This is a genomic window from Nocardia grenadensis (genome assembly GCF_050942415.1).
Lineage (GTDB): Bacteria > Actinomycetota > Actinomycetes > Mycobacteriales > Mycobacteriaceae > Nocardia > Nocardia grenadensis.
The window spans coordinates 3,605,687-3,624,052 of sequence record NZ_CP192054.1 but is presented as its reverse complement, the minus strand read 5'-3'; the positions used below and the strand labels follow the sequence as shown (position 1 = coordinate 3,624,052).

Here is an 18,366-nt window from a genome sequence, read left to right as displayed (position 1 = left end):
CGGGTGGCACACCTCGGTCTGCCCGCTCCCGTTGGTCCGGCCCGAGGAATAATGGCCGGTCTGGACTGCCCCGGAACAGCCGGTGATTGTGGCATTCTCGCCTTCGGTGCGGGCTACGGTGGGCAACGCGGTCGGGACCAAGGGTGAGTCGATGAATGACAGCAAAACACTGCGGGCCTGGTGGAACCGGTCGACTACCGCTGGCTGGTGCGCACGCTGGCGGCGCGATCGGCGCTGGGTCCACTGAAAGTGTTGATCGGCGTCGCGGGCGCGGCGATCGCGGTGATGGGCGCGGTCATCGCGGGCACGCCGGTGGGCCCGGCAGGCGATCCCGGCATCGCCTCGACGATCGGAGTGCTGTGCGGGACGCTGTGGGCGCTGCGCTGGTGGTTGCTGGCCTGGCCGGGCAGAACCGAGTCGCTGGTGCTGATCGGCGGCGCGGATGTGCTGTTCACGATGGAGTTCCTCCAGGTGCCGGATCGGCTGTTCGCGGCGATGGGCGCGGTGCTGCTCGTGGTCACCGGCAGTTACCTCGGCTTCTTCCACAGCGCGCGGGCTCTGGCAGCGCATTCGGTGTGGTCGTTGCTGTCGGTGATCGTGTTCTCGGTGCGGATAGTCACCGGGGGCGGCGGTATCCGGTTGGCTTGCGCGGTCGGGCTGCTGTTGTTCGTCTCGGTGGTCAGCGCGCTGCCCGCATTGCAGATCCTCTACTGGCTGTTGCGCACCGAATCGCTGTCGGACCCGCTGACCGAACTGCTGAACCGTCGGGGCCTGGAGATCCGGCTCCCGCAGTTGGTCGACAGGTTTCCCGCGATCTGCGTCATGAGCGTGGATCTCGACCGGTTCAAAAGTGTGAACGACACCTGGGGGCACCGCGTCGGAGACACCGTCCTGGTACGGACCGCCCGGCGGTTGCGCGCCGCGGTGGGGGACAGGGCGGTGGTGGCGCGCACGGGTGGGGAGGAATTCGTGGTGGCCGCGCCGATGGATGCGGCGGCCGCGCGCACCGAGGCCGAACGGCTGCGGCGCGCGGTCGCCGACCCCCCGGAGACCGCGGTGGAGGTCACCGCGAGCGTGGGTGTCGCGGTCTTCGACACGACGATCTGCCCCCGGTGCCCGCGCCCGACCCCGGACCGGCTGCTGCAATGCGCCGACGCCGCCATGTACCGGGCCAAACAGTCCGGCGGGAATCTGGTGGTGGTCGACGAACTCACCCCAGCGGCGGATCACCGGCATCCGGCTGCCGGATGAGGCGCCGGTCCGCCCCCCGGTTCATCCGGCGCGATCAGCGCTGGAACATTCCCTGCCACTTCTGCTGGTAACGGGTGACGGCGTCCGGGGTGAGGGCGGCGGTATCGGGGACGGGGATGTCCCGGGCTCGTGCCACGGCACCTCGATATCGGGCAGGGCGGAGGCATAGCCGGTAGACAGCGCTGTCTGCCCGTCCCGGGTGACCAGGAAATCGCCGAGTGCTGCCGGTGGGGCCGGGTGGAATCCTCCCGGTGCCCCCGGTTTCCGCGTTCGGCAACCGGCTGTATACCCGGGATATGCCGACTCCGCACTGGCAGCGTTCCTGATCGCTGCTCCGCTCATCGCGTTCACTCCGGGTGCGAACCAGCTACTGTCGCTGCGGAACGCGGTGCAGCAGGGCACCGTGGATGCGCTGGTGGCCGTGTCCGGCCGGCTGTCGGCGTTCCTGTTGCTGGTACTCGCCACAGCGGTGGGGCTGGGTGAATTGCTGGTCACCGCCGAACCGGTGTTCACGGCCGTGAAATGGTGCGGCGTCGCATATCTGCTCTACCTCGGCGTGTCCATGCTCTACCGCAGCCGACCCGCCGGTGCACCGGACATGTCCGGCAGCCCGCCGCCGGACGTGTCGTCGCTGCGCCGGACACGTCGCCGGCCGACCCGGCAGGAGTTCACGGTGGCGCTCACCAATCCCAAGGCGCTGCTGCTGTTCGCCGCGCTCCTGCCCCAATTCGTCGACCACACGGTGGGGGCCGTACCCGCCCAGCTGATTTTGCCGGGTCTCGGCTACCTCGTCGTCGAGTTCATCGCGGCCACGGTGTACGCGGGGGTGGGTGGAGCGCTCAACTCGTTCGATATGCCGCCGCGCACCCGGCGCTATCTGGATCGCGGCACCGGCGTCACCATGCTCGCGGTGGCGGGCGGACTCGCCTTCGCGCGCCGGTGAGCCGGGCGGCGCCGGTCGCATCCCGGGTGCTCACACCGCGCGAACTTCGGTGAGCGCCGCCTTCCGGTCTCCCGCGCGATGACCTGCGCCGCCTGCTCGGGGCCGACGATCATGCCCACCGCGCTGGTGCGGACCCGGGCTTCGTCGCGTAGCCGCGCCGGCGGCCGACGGCACGGAAGCCGATTCGGGACCGCGCTCACTCTCCGCGAGATCACGCATGCCGGCCGCGAATCCGGGCCGGTCGCACGGTGGAGCGGGCCGATGATTCGCTACCCGGTGGCGGGGCCGCTGACCGGTGCGGCGCAGCCCGGGGCGACTCCCGCCAGCTCCAGTACGGCGTGCAGCAGCACATCGATTCCGTCCGCGCAGGCTTCCGGAGTGGAGTACTCCCGTGGGTTGTGGCTGATCCCGTCATACAGCCCCGGAACGAATATCATGCCGGCGGGGCACCGTGCGGCTATCTCGCCCGCATCATGTCCGGCGCCGGAGGTGATGGGGGCGCTGCTCATCCCGAGATTCGCGGCATGCTTCTCGACCAGGTCCCGCATCTGTTCGCCGAAGACCACCGGCGGGGTCTTGGCGGTGGTGCGGGCGGTGATCGTGACCCCCGCGCGCTTCTCCACTTCGGCGAGATAGGCCGCGAGGTCGGCCTCCACGCGTTCCATGGCCGCGCCGTCGGGATTGCGCAGGTCTACCGTGATCAGCGATTTCTCGGGCACGATATTGATCAGGTTCGGATAGTTGACCTGCCGCCCGACCGTGGCCAGCATGGCGCCGTACTCGCCGGATTCCACCATCTCGTCGAGTCGCACCGTGATCAGCGCGGCGGCGAGGCCGGCGTTGCGGCGCAGCCGGTGCGGGGTGGCGCCGGCGTGCGCGGCCCGCCCGGTGATCTGGAGTTCGAGCCAGGTGATGGCCTGCACACCCTGCACGACTCCGATCCGGGTGTCCTCCGCCGCCAGGATCGGGCCCTGTTCGATGTGGCATTCCAGATAGGCGAACGGCGCCCGGATCGGTACGGCGACGTCACCGGCCAGCCCGTGCCGGTCGAGTTCGGTGCCGACGGTCACGCCGTCGGGATCGGTGCGCTGCCGTGCGTCGTCCAGGCCGATCCGCCCGGCCGCCACGGCGCTGCCGAGCATATCGGTGCCGAACCGCACCCCTTCTTCCTCGGTGAACACGGCGATCTCGAGCGGGCGTTCGGTGGCGATTCCGTGAGCGTTCAGGGTGCGGACCACCTCGAGCCCGCCGAGGACACCGAGACATCCGTCGAACCGGCCCGCGGTGGCGACCGTGTCGATATGCGATCCGACCATCACCGGCGCGAGGGTGTTGTCGCGGCCGTCGCGGCGGGCGTAGATATTGCCGATGCGATCGGTCGTCACGGTGAGCCCGGCCGCCCGCATCCATCCCGTGACCAGTTCCCGTCCGGCCACGTCGGCGTCGGTCAAGGCCAGTCGGCGCACGCCACGTAGACCGGTGTCCTCGTCGGAATATGCTCCTACGTCGCCCAGTTCGCCGAGAGAGCGCCACAGCCGTTCGGCGTCGATCCGGACATCGGATGTAGTCATGTATTCCTCCACTCACGCGCCGGCGAGCGCGGCGCCGGTGACACGGTTGAAGTTGGCGGTATCGGTGGCGCCTTCGGTGGAGAAGATCAGGACATGATCGTCGCGATCCAGCTCCAACTCGCCGGCGTGGGTGAGTAAACCGGCCAGACCGGCGGCCCCGCTTTCCCCCGAGACGACCCCGTCGGCGAACATCAGCCGCATCGCGTCCTCCGCGGCGGAATCGGTGACCGTCGCGAAAACGTCGTAGCCACCGGAGACATCCGGCCAGGCGATCACCGACGGTGTACCGCAATTGAGTCCGGCCATGATCGACCGCTGGGGACCGGGGATGGTGGTGATACCGCCGGCCTCGATACTGGCGGTGACACAGTCGGCGTCGACGGGTTCCACGCCGAGCAGCCGGGTGCCCGCGCCGGTGCGGAATCCGCGTGCGACCGCGGCGGCGAAGGCGCCCACCCCGATCTGCGCGACCACCACGCTCGGCCGCGGGACTCCACCGGCGGCGATCTCGTCCAGAATTTCGCCGATCATCGTGGAGTATCCGTCGATCACCCAGGACGGCGGGTCGACGTACCCGTCCCAGGAGGTGTCGGAGACGACGAGCGAATCCGTATCGGCGAGTGCGGCACTGCGGCGGATGGCATCATCGTAACCACCGGGCACCACTTCCACCTGCGCGCCTTCGGTGGCGATGGCGTCGATCCGCGCCTGCACCATATCCTCCGGCACCAGGATATGGGCCGAGAGTCCGAGCAGCGCCGCCATCCTGGCGACGGCGCGTCCGTGGTTGCCGTCGGTGGCCGAGACCAGGCGGAGAGCCGGCGCCGCGGTACCGAGCTCGGTTTTCAGCTCGGCGAGCCCGATCTCACTGTCCGCGGGGTGGCCGAGGTGCGCGAGCACGGTTCGGTAGGTGGCCCAGGAGGCGCCGAGGATCTTGAACGACGGCATACCCATCCGGGCGGATTCGTCTTTCGCATGTACCGAGCCGACGCCGAGCCGGGCGGCGGCCGCGGGAAGCGCGGTGAGCGGAGTGGGGTGGTAGTCCGGCATCGACCGATGGAAAGCGCGGCTCCCGTCGACGAGCGGACGCACAGTGTCCTTGGCTACCAATGGATTCCGCACGAGTCGCGGTTCTGACATCACGTTCCTCCCGGGCATGAGGAATGGCTGAACCCCATCGCGGACCAGGTGTCCGTGATTACCGCCCTGGTGCGGGCGAACTGTTCGGGGGCGCCACCTGCGGCCACCGCCCCGTCTCGGGGCAGGTCGGGATACGTGCGCTCAAGGGTGGGGCTGCCGGGTCTGTCCGCATTCCGCCCGCTCGGGTTGGTCGGGACGCGGCCCGAGCGGGCCGTGCTGTCCCGGCGAGATGGTTTATGGTGGTGGCGCCGGCCAGCGGTGTGAACCCAACTCGCGTGAGATGGTTTGTGCGGTGGTCCGGACGGCGTCGATGGCGGACGTGGGTGCGGGCCAGTCGGAGGTCGGCAGTACCACGCCGATTGCTCCGACCACCATCCCGGTTCGGTCGAAGATCGCCGCGGCCACCGCGGATTCGCCGAGGACCGCCTCGTCGTTTTCGTAGGCGAGGCCCGAGGCCGCGGTCGGTTGTAGTTGTTCGGCGAGTTCCTCGGGCGAGGTGATCGTTTCTCCGGTCATGCTGCGCAGCTCCCGCTGCTCGACGGGTGGAAGGAATGCCAGCATGGCCTTGCCCAGAGCGCTCGCGTGTGCGGGGATCTCGATGCCCAGTTCGAGCATTTGCCGGCTTCCCTCGGGGCTGGGCTCATGGTGGATGATCACGATATTGTCGCCGGACAGCACTCCCACGCGCACCGAGCGCCGGGTCCGGTGCGCCAGTTCGTGCGCCCAGGTCAGTGACCGCGACCGGAGTTCGAGCGTGTCGAGGTACACGTTGCCCATTCGCAGCACCGCCGGTCCGAGCTGATAGCGCCGTCCCCCGTGCTCTTGGACGACAATGCCGTGCGCGGCCAGTGTGCGGATGATGCCGTGCACGGTGGGTGCGGCGAGACCCAATTCGGCGGCCAGTTCGGTCAGCGTCATCCGGCGCGCGCCTTGCAGCGCGAACAAAATGCGGACAGCTCGGTCCACGGACTGGATCACGCGACCTCCTTCGATCGGCTCTTGTGACCTGGACAACACCGTCGTATCATCCCCACTTCATTCGACATTATCGAATCTGGTTCGACACTTACGGGGAAGCTTATGAATGATCTGCGAATATCACAACGACTCACCGCCCGTATCCGCGCCACAGCATGCCTTGTCGTCCTCGGGGTCCGCGCCGTCCCTGCGACGGGGTCCGCGCGGCGCGCAATGGCCGATGCGGGTGTCATCTCGCTGTCCTTCGGTGCGGTCGTGGCTGCCACGGTCGGTGTCCGGGGGTATCTGCCAGGAAATCACATCGACCCCGCCGACCCGCCGGTGCCGGTACCGGGCGGGCGGTCCACTCGCGGCGACTTCTCCGTCCATGTGACCGCGCCGATCCCGACTGTGGTGAGGACGTCTCGGGCCTCCGGCTCCGGAAGATCCGACGCGGCGGTGGCGCGGCGATGAAGAAGCTGATCAACGATCCGGATGATCTGGTCATCGAAGCGTTGACCGCGATGGCGCAAGCGCACCCCACTGTGCTCCTCGACGAATCGAACCGGGTGGTGCTGCGTGCGGTGGCGCCCATGCGCGGCAAGGTTGGACTGGTATCGGGCGGGGGTGCGGGACACGAACCTCTGCACGCCGGCTTCGTCGGGCGCGGGATGCTCGACGCAGCATGCGTCGGCGAGGTTTTCACCTCCCCGACTCCGCAGCAGATCCTCGCCGCGACCGCCGCGGTGAATACAGGTGCCGGCGTCCTGTACATCGTGAAGAACTACACCGGCGATGTGATGAATTTCGAGATGGCGGCGGAACTGGCCGAGGCCGTAACCGGCTGTGAGGTCGCCTCGGTCCTGATCGACGACGATGTCGCGGTCATGGACAGTCTGCACACCGCCGGGCGCCGGGGTGTCGGAGCAACGCTGGTGGTGGAGAAAATCGTCGGCGCCGCGGCCGAGCGAGGCTGGTCGCTGCCGGAGCTGATAGAACTGGGCTGCGCCGTGAACGCCAACTCGCGCAGTTTCGGCATCGGGCTGACTTCGTGCACCGTCCCTGCCGCGGGCAGGCCGACCTTTGAGCTGCCCGACCACGAGATCGAGATCGGGATCGGGATTCACGGCGAGCCGGGGCGGGGGCGGGTGCGGCTCGCGGAGGCCTGGAAACTCGCCGAGACGCTGGTGATGCCGGTCCTGGTGGACCTGCCGTTCATCCCCGGTGATTCCGTGATCTGTTTCGTCAACAGCATGGGCGGCACGCCGTTGATCGAGCTGTACGCACTGTTCCACGGGATCGTGCGCGCACTCGAGAGTCGTGGGATCGCGGTGGCCCGATCGCTGGTAGGCCCGTATGTCACTGCCCTCGACATGGCCGGGTGTTCGCTGACGTTGACCCGCGCCGACGCGGAGATACTTCACCTGTGGGATGCCCCTGTACGTACCCCCGCGCTGAACTGGGGGGCGTGACCATGGTTGAGCAGGCGTGCTCCACGGTGACCCCGGCGCCTACGCGCCTCGCGCCGACCGGCGACAGGTCGACGACAGTCCCGGGCCGCCGATCCGCTCGGCCCGCCGTGCCGCGGGAGCGGCTGTCCCCGGCCGCCGAGGTGTTTCGACGAGAGGTTGCGGCGGATCGAGCGACACGTCCGCGCTCTGGGGATACCGGCAGTGGGCCGCTTGCCGTCGGAATGCGGCTCGCACGGAAGCGGCACCCGGGGAGAACGCCCTCCGGGCAGCTGATTTCGCATTCGATCCGGACTTGTGGCCTGCGCTACGCCGACGTACCATGTACTAGCATTTATTCGATAATGTCGAATGACAATCTGCATTATCGAAAACTAGTCCCCTCATCCGGCCTGGTGCGCCCGGGTTCCTCATGCGAGATTCCCAGCGGTACCGGACTCGGGCGGGCCGAAGCGGCGCCCGGTAGCGGCGGCAGCAGTCCGCCCGGCCACGACAGAGCCAGTCGCGTAAGGAGCAAGCAGTGAAAAAGATCCTCAACGACCCCGCCGACGTGGTGGGGGAGCAATTAGCGGGGCTGGCGGCCGCGCATCCGGAAGTCCGGGTCGACAACACTCACCGGGTCGTCTTCCGCGCCGACGGCCCCGTACCCGGCAAAGTCGGCGTGGTATCCGGCGGCGGCTCCGGACACGAACCGATGCATTCCGGCTTCGTCGGACGCGGAATGCTCGACGCGGCCTGCGTGGGCGAAGTGTTCACCTCACCGGTTCCCGACCAGATCGCCTACGCCACCACCTCGGTCTCCGCGGGTGCGGGTGTATTGCACATCGTGAAGAACTACACCGGTGACGTGCTCAATTTCGAGATGGCCGCCGAACTCGCGACCGCGGAAGCCGATGTCGAGATCCGTTCGGTGCTGGTCGGCGACGACGTCGCAGTAGAAGACAGCCTGCACACCGCCGGCAGACGCGGAGTCGGCGCGACACTTATCGTGGAGAAGATCGCAGGCGCCGCCGCGGAGGAAGGCCGTTCCCTCGCGGACGTAGCCGACATCGCATACGCGGTGACCGCCAACTCCCGGAGTATGGGAGTCGCGCTGACCTCCTGCACAGTCCCCGCGGCCGGAAAAGCAACCTTCGAAATCGGTCCCGACGAAATGGAGATCGGGGTGGGTATCCACGGTGAACCCGGCCGCAAACGCACCCAGCTCGCCTCGGCCCGCGACATAGCCGCGAAACTCACCGAACCCATTCTCACCGATCTGCCCTTCGACCGGCGAGACAAAGTCATCTGCTTCCTCAACGGGATGGGCGGTACCCCACTGATCGAGCTGTACCTGATGTACGGAGAGGTCGCACGGATCCTGCGCGCACAGGGCATCGAAATAGCGGGATCCCTGGTCGGTCCATACATGACCGCACTCGAAATGGCGGGCTGCTCGGTCACCCTCACCCGAGTCGACGACGAACTGCTCAACCTCTGGAAATCGCCGGTACACACAGCGGCACTGCGCTGGGGAGTATGAAATGACCCTTCTCGATCCGATTCGCTGGGTGTACCAGTTCGCCACCCTCGTCCGGGAGAACGCCGACCACCTGACCGAACTCGATGCCGCGATAGGAGACGCCGACCACGGCGGCAATATCCGCCGCGGTGCCACCGCCGTCACCGAAGCGCTCGCCCGGACCCCACCCACCACAACACCCGCAGACACACTCCAACAGGTCGGCATGGTGCTCATCCGTGCTGTAGGCGGAGCGAGCGGACCACTGTACGGCACCTTCTTCCTCCGCTTCGCCGGCACGGTCGGACCCGGCCATATCGACGCGGCAACCTTCGCCACGGCATTCCGCGCGGGCGTGAACGGCATCGTCACCCGGGGTAGAGCCGAAGCAGGAGACAAAACCATGTACGACGCGCTCGGCCCTGCCACCGATGCCTTCGACCGCTACCACGCCGCGGGCGCCGGTTTCACACCGTCCATGGAGGCGGCACTCGTCGCCGCCGAAACCGGTCGCGACGCGACAATCCGGATGCAGGCGCGGAAAGGGCGCGCCTCATACCTGGGAGAACGCAGTGTCGGGCATCAAGACCCCGGCGCGACCAGCGCAGTACTGCTCGTCCGCGCGGCCCGGCAGGCGCTGCGATGATCGGGCTCGTAGTCGTCTCCCACAGTCGCCGGCTCGCCGACGCGGCAGTCGACTTGGCCACTCAAATGGTGCACGACCGCGACCTGCGCATCGAGGTAGCGGCCGGCCTCGACGAGGAAACCCTCGGTACCGACGCGACAGCGGTGGCCGACGCCATCATCGCTGCCGATTCCGGGTCCGGCGTTCTCATCCTCATGGACCTGGGTAGCGCGATCCTTTCCGCGGAACTCGCGCTCGAGCTACTCCCGACCCAACACCGGATACGATTGTGCGCAGCGCCGCTGGTCGAGGGTCTCGTCGCCGCAGCCGTCGCCGCAGCGAACGGCGCGGCCCTGGCCGAGACCGCAGACGAGGCCGACAACGCCTTGATCGGCAAACGAACCCAACTCGGCATCGACACCACCCCGGAGGCGCTCCCCGAGGCCGTGCCGCAGAACGAGACAACCATGCGCGGCTCGTTCATCGTTGCCAACGAACACGGACTACACGCCCGGCCGGCGGCGCGGCTCATCGCCGAACTCCGCGACCTCGACTGCCGGATCGAGCTACGCAATCTGACAACCGGCACCGGCCCGGCCTCGGGCCGAAGCCTCAGCCGCATCGCCGCATTGGGCGCACTCACCGGCCACGAAATCGAAATCACCGCATCGGGACCGGCCGCCGAGCACGGAATGAACCGGCTGCTGATGCTCGCCCGGCAACGCTTCGGCGAAGAGATTCCCGCGCTGGTCGCCGACCATCCCGCTCCCACCACCTCCACCGGCCCGCTGCCCACTTCGACCGGCATCGCGATCGGCCCGGCCTGGCAGCCCGAGACGACACATTTCGTGTTACCCGACCACCCCGCCGGACCGCCGGCCACCGAACGCCGGCTTCTCGACGACGCAATCGCCCGGGCAAAAGAACGGCTCCGCAGCGAAATACAGCTGCATCCCGGACGGGAACCACGGTACACATCGCCACAATCGGAGGTCTTCCAAGCGCATCTGCTACTGCTGGACGACGACGAACTCATCACCGGCGCACGGCAGCAGATCGCCGGCGGCGCGGCCGCCGCCGGCGCCTGGGCAACCGCGCTCGACACCGCAGCACAACAGCTGGAAGTGCTTCCCGACCCCTATCTGCGGGCTCGTGCCGCCGATATACGAGCGGTGCGCGACCAGGTCCTGGGCGAATTGCTCGGCCAGGACACCCGTGTCGCCAGCAGGCCGGGAATACTCGTGGCAGCCGACCTGACGCCCGCCCAAGTCGCTGGACTCGACGAGACCGTCGTCACCGGGATCGTGCTGGCCCATGGAAGCCCCACCTCGCACGCGGCGATACTGGCCCGAGCGAAGGGGATCCCCGCCGTGAGTGCCGCCGGGGACAGCGTCCTGCGGATTCCCACCGGGACGACAATCGCACTCGACGGAGCGACAGGGGAACTGGCCATCGATCCCCAACCCGAATGCCTCGCCGAGTTTCGCGCAACTGCCGCCGAACAACACAATCGGCGACAATCCGCGCAGTCCGCAGCCCGTGACGTGGCTGTGTCGCGTGATGGGGTCATGGTGCATGTCGCAGCCAACGTCGGCAGTGCCGCGGAAGCCGATCACGCCGTGCGCGCCGGCGCCGACCTCGCCGGGCTGGTCCGCACCGAATTCCTCTTTCTCGGACGTGAGCAGGCACCCTCCGTGGAGGAACAGGAACAGGTATACCGAGACATAGCAAAGTCTTTCGACGGCCGGCGAGTCGTACTGCGCACTCTTGACGTCGGTGGCGACAAGCCGCTGCCGTATATTTCGCAGCCTCGCGAGGCCAATCCCTTTCTCGGATTGCGTGGGACCCGGCTGGGCCTGGCCCACCCGGAACTGCTGCGGGACCAGTTACAGGCGATCGTCCGGGTAGCCGCCGACTATCCGGTGAGTGTGATGTTCCCGATGATCACCACTGTGGAAGAGGTACGTACCGCGCGGCGAATGCTGGGCACGATAGCTCCGCCGGACCTCGATATAGAAGTCGGCATCATGGTCGAAGTGCCTGCTGTTGCCGCCCGAGCCGCGGTATTCGCGGGTTTCGTCGACTTCTTCAGCATCGGCACCAACGACCTGACCCAGTACACCCTTGCCGTGGAACGAGGAAACGAATCCGTTGCGGGACTGGCGGATCCGCTGGACCCCGGTGTCCTGCATCTCATCGACAAGGTGTGCCGCGGCGCGGGTGATACGCGGGTCGCGGTCTGCGGTGAAGCCGCCGCGGACCCGGCGGCGGTGCCGCTGCTTCTCGGGCTGGGAGTCTCCGAGCTCAGTGTCGCGCCGCCCGCGCTGCCGCTGACGAAAGCCGCGGTACGGGAACTGGATATCCAGGCCTGTCGCGCGGCAGCCGCACGTGCGCTGGCGTGTGAGTCCGCGACACAGGTGAGGTCTCAGCTCGCGCGGAATATCGCTTTGCGCGGCCGTGTCCCGACGGCCTGAGCTGAACCCGGTCGGCTCGCGGATGAACTCGTACGCCCCGGGCGGTGCTGTCGAGACGAACTCGATAGGAAGATGCCTCGGACCGTTTGCCCGGGTAGCTGTACCATCCCGCAGCGTCGTCGCTGCTGCGGGATGGTACCGGGTCGGCCACCTCCGACTCGGGGAACTGATTCCCGCTGTACCCCGTGACGCGCTACCTCCGTGAAGTCCCGGCGGGCTTCATGTCGGTGAGCCTGGGTAGCGTCTTGGGCTGTGGAAACCGGTGAACGTATCCAAGAGCTCGCGGACCGTGTGGTAGCGCTGCGGGACGCCTATTACCGGGGCTCGCCACTGGTCGCGGACGCGGAGTACGACGCGATCGAGGACGAGTTACGGGGCCTGCTCGAGGCGCACCCCGATCTCGCACCCGACCCAAACCCCTTGGAGCAGGTCGGGGCGCCCGCCGTGCTGCACGCGCCGATCCGGCATTCGCGGCCGATGCTGTCGCTCGAGAAAGCGACCACCCCGGATCAGGTCGCGGCGTTCTTCGACCGGTTTCCCGGGCAGCCGGTCGTGGTGATGCCGAAGCTCGACGGCTTGTCCCTGGCGCTTGTTTTCGAGGACGGGCGGCTGTTGCGGGCGGTGACCCGCGGTGACGGCACCACCGGTGACGACGTGACGGTGCTGGTCCGCGCGTTGGTCGACGGGGTGCCCGACCGGATCGATGTTCCGGGGCGAGTGGAGGTGCGCGGGGAGGCGGTGATGCTGCGGTCGACCTTCCTCGACTACAACACCGCGCACCCGGACAAGCCGCTGATCAACCCGCGTAATGCCGCGGCGGGCACACTTCGGGCGAAGGACCCGGCCACGGTCGCCGAGCGGCGGCTGCGGTTCTTCGGCTTCGATCTCGACACCTCCGCCGGCGGCGCCGCGGCCGATCTGGCAGAAGGGCTGCGGGTGCTCGGGATCGCGGGGGCACAGATGTGGATGTGCGCCGATGCCGAGCAGGCGCAGGCGGCGATCACCGTGATCGAACAGGGCCGCAACGACCTGGACTACGATATCGACGGCGCGGTGCTGCGGCTGGCCGACCGCGGGGCCTACGCCGCGGCCGGCACCCGGTCCAACAGCCCGCGGGGCGCACTGGCGTTCAAGTTCGCCGCCGAGGAGAAGACCACACTGCTCAACGAGGTGGTCTGGGACGTCGGCAAGACCGGCAAGATCGTCCCGGTCGCCTGGCTGGAGCCGGTGTTCGTGGGCGGTACCACGGTCACGAAGGCGACGCTGGCCAATCAGCAGGTGATCCGGGCCCGCGATATCAAGGTCGGGGACACCGTGCTGGTACGCCGTGCGGGCGATGTGATCCCGTTCGTGGCCGGCGTGCTCGACGCCTCGAAACGCACCGGCGACGAGCGTGAGATCGTGCCGCCCACCGATTGTCCGTCCTGCGCGCAGCCGGTGACCGAGCAGGGCAACAGCCGGGAACTGTTCTGCACCAATGTCGCCTGTCCCGCGCAGACGGTACGCAGGCTCATCCACTGGGCGTCGCGGCCGGCGGCCGATATCGAGGCCTTCGGCCAGGTGTGGATCGAGCGTCTGGCCGAGGCGGGCATCCTGGAGCGCCCCTCGGATTTCTACACGCTGACCACCGAGCGCCTGCTCGAATTCGACCGTATCGGCGAAACCTCCGCCGCGCGCATGATCGACTCGGTCGATGCGTCCCGCCGGGTGGGTCTGCGCCGCGCACTGATCGGCCTTGCTATTCCGATGGCCTCCGAGGGCACCGCCGCGCGCCTGGCCCGGGCGGGATTCCGTTCCCTGGAGGAGGTCGCCGCCGCGGGCGAGGAACGCCTCGTGGCCGTGGAGGACATCGGCCCGAAGGTCGCGGCGTCCCTGGTCGAACACCTCACCCGCCTGCGTCCGGAACTGGAGCGGTTGCGCGCCGCGGGCGTGAGTCTGGATGTGCTCGAGGAGGATCTACCACCGGTCGTCGCGGCGGGTGCGCCGCTGGCCGGTAAAACGGTGGTGGTCACCGGCGCGATCAGCGATCCGCGTTCGGGAGAGAAGGTCGCCCGCCCGACGTTCCAACGCTTGTGTGAGAAGGCGGGCGCCACAGTGGCGTCCTCGGTGTCGGCGAACACCGACCTGCTCGTCACCGGTGCCGGGGTCGGTGAGAGCAAGCTGGCCAAGGCGGCGAAACTCGATGTGGAAGTGGCCGATCAGGGAAAGATCTGGAACCTGCTGATCAACGCGAACGTCGTCTAGACCACGCCGGGCCGGCCGGGCGGAACCGGCGAGCCGCCGTACCCCGGAGCGGTGCCGCGGTCGCCGGCCCGGGCTCGTATCGCTGCGCCCGCCGGTTACCGCGCCGGCGCGTCGAGTGCCCGCGAGGTGGGTGTCGCGTGACCGGTGGTCGGTCACGGAGCGACGAGTTCCCGGCGGGCCCATCCCTACCGCCGGATCCATCAGCAGCTGCGCTGGTACCTGCTCGCCTGGGATACCGGTCGACTCACACACTGTTGCCGACCGGATCTGCCTCGGGCAGCACGGTCGCCGAAGCCGACGCCGACAGTCGCCGGATGCCGAGATATGCTGCCACGACCGCGAGTTCACCGGTTTGCGTGGAACGAGCGGCACTGCCATGCGATCAACCGAGAGGATGTGGCCGGTAGCGTGAGTAGCTATCTGGTTGTCCAGCTGTACTGCACACCCGCGCAAGCCGATTCCGTGCGTTCGGCCGCGGCCGGTGAACTGGCGAAGTTCCCCGAATTCGCCGAGGCGAGAACAGAACTGGCGCCTAAGGCCGAAGGTGAGCGCCGCATGCACCTGGCCTGGGCCGAAGAGCATCCCGGTCAGGACCCGGGCGAGCGCACCTACTTCTCTCTCGAGATGACCTCCCCGGTCGATGCGCCGGAATCCGTATTGCGGAAAGCGGAGGACCAGATCCTGGAGTGGATCGATACGACCTTCAACGACGAGGCGAACGATATCGCCGAGGTCCAGTGGGCGAGTTTCGCGGAGATCAGGCAGGACGCCTGACGGCTGCGCGCGCCGCGCGGAGAGGCGGCTGCCGGGGCCGGTCCCGGTCGACCGGGTGAGCAGCCGCGACTCCGATCGGAAATCCCGCTGTTCGACGAGGTCGGCCGCCACAATGTGGCGATGCGAACCTATGTCCGTGTACTGACGGCGACCGTCGCCGGAATACTCGTCGTCTTCGCGCCCACCGCCGCGGCCGTCCCGGTTTCCGGCGGCTCGGCTCAGCTGCCGTTTCCGCTGACACTGCAACCGGAGGGAGTGCGGGCGCCGGCGGCGGCGCTGGCGGAAGCCGGTACCGGATTGCTCGTGTGGTCGCGGCAGCCGGATGCCCGCGTCCCGATCGCCAGTATCACCAAGGTGATGACGGCGGTGGTCGTGCTCGAATCGGGCGACCTCGAGCGTCCGGTCACGGTGCCGCGAGCGGCCGTCGACTATGCGGCCGCCTACGGCGGAAGTACCGCCGGACTGGCTCCCGGCGAGGTGCTCACCGCACGTGAGTTGTTGTACGCGATGATGCTGCCCTCGGGCTGCGACGCCGCCTATGCCCTGGCGGAGGCGTTCGGACCGGGCCAGGACGCCTTCCTCGCCAGGATGAACGCCACCGCGCAGCGGCTGGGAATGCCGAACACATACTTCAGCGATCCCAGTGGCCTGCCCGCCCCCGACGATTACGCTACGTACTCCACCCCGGCGGAGCTGGTGCGGCTCGGTCGGCACGCAATGGCCGATCCGGTCTTCCGGGAGATCGCCGGAACGCAGGTCCACCACCTGCCCGCCGGTCCCGCGAACCGGGCCCACGTCTGGGAGACCACCAACGATCTGCTCCGCGATTATCCGGGCACCACCGGAATCAAGACCGGGTCCACGGACGCTGCCGGGACCTGCCTGCTGTTCGAAGCCTCCCGGGGTGCGCAGCGGCTGATCGGTGTGGTCCTCAACAGTTCACCCGACGACCTGGCCGCCGCGGCGACCGACGCCGCACGCATCATGGACTGGGGTTTTCTCCCGATCCTCAGTGGGCTGCCGGTCGGCTGATCAGGCCGCCTCCAATGCGTTGGTTCCGGAGGAGAAGGGCCGCGGCCCCGGCGAGAAGTACCAGGCCGCCGGCATCCACGGCCGCGACGCGCAGCAGTTCCGGGCCCACCGGTCCCTCGGCCGGGAGCAACGCCACGAATCCCGCCATACTCACCGCATTGGCCACAATGGCGGCGGGCCGCAGCCGGGGCCGGAACACCGCGACGATGAGGGCCACTCCCAAGATCGCGAACAACAGTCCGCGATGGCGGAGCAGCAGGCGCAGGTCGGCGCCTACCGGATCGATCCCGTAGGCCGCACTCGCCCGTTCCACGGAGAGCACAGCGATAGCGGGAAGGAGGTTCAGGACGGCGGCCGCGCCGAGTAGGAGCCGGCCCCAGGTATGGCTTCGCATGGTGCTCCTCGAAGTAGGGTTCGAACCGATTCTCGGTGCCGAGCGTGCGTGCCACTTCTGAGAACGTGCGGTATTCCTTCGTAGTCGGTGACAGGTCGAGGCGGTACAGGACGATGACCGTGCGCCCGATGAGCTCCGGTTCAGCGAGGGACGCTTGGAGACCCGGTGGATCAACTGGAATTTCCGTGGCCAGCAGGTGGTCAGGCACGCCGGTAATGCGCTCGAGGGGACGAAGCCCGAGGTGGCCGCGTACCACCCGACGTCCCGCATGGGAACACCTGGGCCGAGGTCGCTCGGGCGGTACTGTTCCTCGCGTTGGACGCCACCTGCACAACCGGCGCGAACTCGTCGTAGACGGCGGCGGTTCGCAGCTCTGAGAGTACCGATCCGGATGACCGGAAAGCCGCCGGGAAACAGTTCACCCGGTGGCGTCCGGTCTTCGATCAGACGGGGATCGGGGCCGAGGCCAGCGTGGCCGCAATGGCGGCGGCCAGTTCCGCGCCCTTGATCTCGAAGTGCCGAGTGAAGTACTCCAGATGTTCGGTGTGTTCGTGGAAGTGATGCGGGGTCAGGACCGCCGAGAAGACCGGTACCCCGGTGTCGAGCTGTATCCGCATCAACGCGTCCACCACGGTCGCCGCCACGAAATCGTGCCGGTAGATACCGCCGTCCACTACCAGGGCACAGCCCGCGATACCCGCGTATTGGCCGGTGGTGGCCAATTGCTTGATGCGTAGCGGTATCTCGAAGGCGCCGGGGACTTCGAAGATATCGATATCGACGACGCCGCGCTCGGTGAGCTCGGCTCGGCAGGCCGCGACGGCCCGGTCGACGATATCGGCGTGCCACCGGGCGGCGACGAGGGCGATGCGGTTCGGTGTGGGTGACATTCTGTTCCTCCTGCTCGCTGTGTCACCCAGGGCATGACGACGCGAACAGGAGCCACCCGCGCGCGGGCACTCCGGTGCCGCGTTCTCTTTCATCCGGACTGTGACCGTCGGCTCCGGGATCACACCGGAATCTGCTCGACCCACCGCGTCCGAGGACACGGTGGCGCTCGCGGGCTCGTGCACCGGATCGGACCGGATGCCATGACCGCCGGTGGGGAATTCCACCCCGCCCTGAGAACGTGTACGAAACGGACAGTAACAATGCCGCGACCCCAGGACAACCCGGCGGCCGTCCGCCCGGCCCGGACGGTCATGCTCGAGGGAGATGCGCGCGGTGGTCGTAGTACAGCAGGCGGTAGTCGCCGGCCTCCTCCGCCCACGCGGTGACAGAGGCGTTTCCGGCCAGGCCCTGGGCGGCGACGGCGAGTGTCCCGGCGTCGTCGAGGTGCTCGAGCAGGCGGCGCAGCAGCAGGATCACCGCATCGTGCGCGACGATGAGTACCCGGCGGTGCCGGGTATCGGCGGCGATGCGGTCGAGCACCCCCGTCACCCGGGCGGAGACATCGTGGAAGGATTCGCCGCCGGGCGGCCGGTAGCCGAGCGGATCGGCCTGCTCGGCCGCGTACTGCTCGGGGTAGCGTTCCCGGACCTCCGAGACGGGGGTATGTGCGAGTGTGCCGCGGAACCGGTCGTACAGGCGCGGGTCGGTCACCCGGCCGGGCAGCGCGATGCCGGCCGCCCGGAGTTCGGTTTCCGCGAGCTGCCAGGTCTGCACCGCCCGTCGATACGGCGAGCACAGGACGATTTCCGGGAGTTGCTCGGGCGGCAGCGCGGCAGCCCATCGCCCCAGGGCGGCGGCCTGGCGTTTTCCGAGATCGGTCAGCTCGATGACCATATCGTCGGCTTCGGCGGGGGTCGCGGGGCGGATACCGGCATTGACGGTGCTCTGACCGTGCCGGACCGCGTAGAGCAGACGGGGGCTCGGGTGCTCGTCACGGGTAGCGAAATATTCGGGCGCGGCGGAGGTTTCGGGATCGGCGGGCGGCTGCGTACTCATACCTGGAGGATGTACCGGGGGACGCCGTGCTGCCGGAATTTCCG

General features: G+C 68.2%; 15 protein-coding genes and 1 riboswitch. Of the genes, 9 read left to right on the top strand and 6 right to left on the bottom strand.

The genetic code is table 11. From position 1 onward, the window contains the following. Positions 1-180: 180 nt before the first annotated feature. Both ACQPYS_RS16570 and ACQPYS_RS16565 read left to right on the top strand, forming a co-directional pair. Positions 181-1,251 carry a GGDEF domain-containing protein gene (locus ACQPYS_RS16570; protein ID WP_433490082.1) on the top strand — a complete coding sequence of 357 codons (1,071 nt, stop codon included), beginning with the start codon at positions 181-183 and terminating at the stop codon, positions 1,249-1,251. Between the two features lie 199 nt (positions 1,252-1,450). Then, positions 1,451-2,194, top strand: coding sequence for a LysE family translocator (locus ACQPYS_RS16565; protein WP_433490081.1), 744 nt, complete (start codon positions 1,451-1,453; stop codon positions 2,192-2,194). Positions 2,195-2,463: 269 nt separating this feature from the next. Here ACQPYS_RS16565 and ACQPYS_RS16560 read toward each other — a convergent pair whose 3' ends face one another. From ACQPYS_RS16560 to ACQPYS_RS16550, 3 genes are all read right to left on the bottom strand, one after another. Further along, positions 2,464-3,765: a Zn-dependent hydrolase gene (locus ACQPYS_RS16560; RefSeq protein WP_433490080.1), complete on the bottom strand. Its 1,302-nt coding sequence runs from the start codon at positions 3,763-3,765 to the stop codon at positions 2,464-2,466. Positions 3,766-3,777: 12 nt separating this feature from the next. After that, positions 3,778-4,905 carry a diaminopropionate ammonia-lyase gene (locus ACQPYS_RS16555; RefSeq protein ID WP_433490079.1) on the bottom strand — a complete coding sequence of 376 codons (1,128 nt, stop codon included), beginning with the start codon at positions 4,903-4,905 and terminating at the stop codon, positions 3,778-3,780. Positions 4,906-5,139: 234 nt separating this feature from the next. After that, complete coding sequence (locus ACQPYS_RS16550) at positions 5,140-5,883, bottom strand: IclR family transcriptional regulator (RefSeq protein ID WP_433490078.1); 744 nt, start codon at positions 5,881-5,883, stop codon at positions 5,140-5,142. A gap of 449 nt (positions 5,884-6,332) precedes the next feature. On the opposite strand from ACQPYS_RS16550, the gene dhaK (ACQPYS_RS16545) reads away from it, so the two are divergent. From dhaK (ACQPYS_RS16545) to ACQPYS_RS16515, 7 genes are all read left to right on the top strand, one after another. Further along, entirely contained in the window at positions 6,333-7,334 is a 1,002-nt protein-coding gene (dhaK, locus tag ACQPYS_RS16545; protein WP_433490077.1) for a dihydroxyacetone kinase subunit DhaK, read from the top strand. A gap of 517 nt (positions 7,335-7,851) precedes the next feature. Then, entirely contained in the window at positions 7,852-8,853 is a 1,002-nt protein-coding gene (gene dhaK, locus ACQPYS_RS16540; protein WP_433490076.1) for a dihydroxyacetone kinase subunit DhaK, read from the top strand. A 1-nt stretch (position 8,854) separates the two neighbouring features. Next, positions 8,855-9,478 carry a dihydroxyacetone kinase subunit DhaL gene (gene dhaL, locus ACQPYS_RS16535; RefSeq protein ID WP_433490075.1) on the top strand — a complete coding sequence of 208 codons (624 nt, stop codon included), beginning with the start codon at positions 8,855-8,857 and terminating at the stop codon, positions 9,476-9,478. After that, a complete protein-coding gene (gene ptsP, locus ACQPYS_RS16530; protein ID WP_433490074.1) occupies positions 9,475-11,931 on the top strand; it encodes a phosphoenolpyruvate--protein phosphotransferase in 2,457 nt (818 codons plus the stop codon). Before dhaL ends, ptsP begins: the two co-directional genes overlap by 4 nt. Before the next feature lie 252 nt (positions 11,932-12,183). Then, complete coding sequence (gene ligA, locus ACQPYS_RS16525) at positions 12,184-14,175, top strand: NAD-dependent DNA ligase LigA (protein ID WP_433490073.1); 1,992 nt, start codon at positions 12,184-12,186, stop codon at positions 14,173-14,175. Between the two features lie 408 nt (positions 14,176-14,583). Beyond that, positions 14,584-14,949 (top strand): hypothetical protein, encoded by a 366-nt coding sequence (locus tag ACQPYS_RS16520; RefSeq protein WP_431937850.1) that lies wholly within the window; start codon positions 14,584-14,586, stop codon positions 14,947-14,949. 120 nt (positions 14,950-15,069) lie between these two features. Next, positions 15,070-15,981 (top strand): D-alanyl-D-alanine carboxypeptidase family protein, encoded by a 912-nt coding sequence (locus ACQPYS_RS16515; RefSeq protein ID WP_433490072.1) that lies wholly within the window; start codon positions 15,070-15,072, stop codon positions 15,979-15,981. On the opposite strand, the gene ACQPYS_RS16510 is transcribed toward ACQPYS_RS16515, so the two are convergent. From ACQPYS_RS16510 to ACQPYS_RS16500, 3 genes are all read right to left on the bottom strand, one after another. Next, positions 15,959-16,375 (bottom strand): hypothetical protein, encoded by a 417-nt coding sequence (locus ACQPYS_RS16510; protein WP_433490071.1) that lies wholly within the window; start codon positions 16,373-16,375, stop codon positions 15,959-15,961. The two genes, ACQPYS_RS16515 and ACQPYS_RS16510, sit on opposite strands and share 23 nt — an antisense overlap. 443 nt (positions 16,376-16,818) lie before the next feature. After that, positions 16,819-17,265, bottom strand: a complete 447-nt coding sequence (locus ACQPYS_RS16505) for a 6,7-dimethyl-8-ribityllumazine synthase (RefSeq protein ID WP_433490070.1) — start codon at positions 17,263-17,265, stop codon at positions 16,819-16,821. A 77-nt stretch (positions 17,266-17,342) separates the two neighbouring features. After that, positions 17,343-17,508: riboswitch (FMN riboswitch) on the bottom strand. 67 nt (positions 17,509-17,575) lie between these two features. Beyond that, complete coding sequence (locus ACQPYS_RS16500; protein WP_433490069.1) at positions 17,576-18,322, bottom strand: histidine phosphatase family protein; 747 nt, start codon at positions 18,320-18,322, stop codon at positions 17,576-17,578. Positions 18,323-18,366 lie beyond the last annotated feature (44 nt).

Coding starts and splice junctions, on each gene's coding strand:
- ACQPYS_RS16560 (WP_433490080.1), bottom strand. CDS start 3,765: ATGACTACATCCGATGTCCGGATCGACGCCGAACGGCTGTGGCGCTCT.
- dhaL (WP_433490075.1), top strand. CDS start 8,855: ATGACCCTTCTCGATCCGATTCGCTGGGTGTACCAGTTCGCCACCCTC.
- ACQPYS_RS16505 (WP_433490070.1), bottom strand. CDS start 17,265: ATGTCACCCACACCGAACCGCATCGCCCTCGTCGCCGCCCGGTGGCAC.
- ACQPYS_RS16555 (WP_433490079.1), bottom strand. CDS start 4,905: ATGTCAGAACCGCGACTCGTGCGGAATCCATTGGTAGCCAAGGACACT.
- ACQPYS_RS16515 (WP_433490072.1), top strand. CDS start 15,070: ATGCGAACCTATGTCCGTGTACTGACGGCGACCGTCGCCGGAATACTC.
- dhaK (WP_433490077.1), top strand. CDS start 6,333: ATGAAGAAGCTGATCAACGATCCGGATGATCTGGTCATCGAAGCGTTG.
- ACQPYS_RS16500 (WP_433490069.1), bottom strand. CDS start 18,322: ATGAGTACGCAGCCGCCCGCCGATCCCGAAACCTCCGCCGCGCCCGAA.
- ACQPYS_RS16510 (WP_433490071.1), bottom strand. CDS start 16,375: ATGCGAAGCCATACCTGGGGCCGGCTCCTACTCGGCGCGGCCGCCGTC.
- ptsP (WP_433490074.1), top strand. CDS start 9,475: ATGATCGGGCTCGTAGTCGTCTCCCACAGTCGCCGGCTCGCCGACGCG.